This is a genomic window from Butyricicoccus sp. AF35-5AC, assembly GCF_003477715.1.
Lineage (GTDB): Bacteria > Bacillota > Clostridia > Oscillospirales > Butyricicoccaceae > Agathobaculum > Agathobaculum butyriciproducens.
In genome coordinates, this window is the sequence record NZ_QUDX01000024.1 from 1 (window position 1) to 412 (window position 412).

The following is a 412-nucleotide window of genomic DNA, read 5'->3' on the forward strand; positions in this document are numbered from 1 at the left end:
TTTCTGCCGTCATCGGTGTTTGGGGATGGAAATATGATTTTCCGGGCACAACCATAAGCCATGAGGTCAATCATGGCTTAAAAGGTTATTCGGTTTCCTGCGAATGGCGTTTTGCTTTTACGCGCTTGAGCCACTCCAGTTCCCAGTCGGCCAGCGGCTGCTCGGATGTGCCGGTGCTGACAGGCTCGGCCTGCGAAGGCTGCAGCAGCTTCTGATGGTAGGTATACAGGGAAGTCTGTAAGTATGCAACCGGGTTTTCGATGCGGCCGAAGTCGATCGTGACGCTGTTCAGAAAGCGTTCCATGCTTTCCTGAGAAATACGGCGGGAGATCTGCTCGCGATGCTCCTGCGTGACCGCAGCGCCCTTGATGAACAGCTTGTCTGCGTACTTGATGTTGCAGACTGCCGTTAC

At 54.1% G+C, this 412-nt stretch carries 1 protein-coding gene; it reads right to left on the reverse strand.

Annotated features, from left to right (window positions below; translation table 11 throughout):
• Positions 1-85 precede the first annotated feature (85 nt).
• Positions 86-412 (reverse strand): hypothetical protein (locus DWZ82_RS15445; RefSeq protein WP_199667522.1); only part of this gene is annotated, 327 nt, incomplete at its 5' end.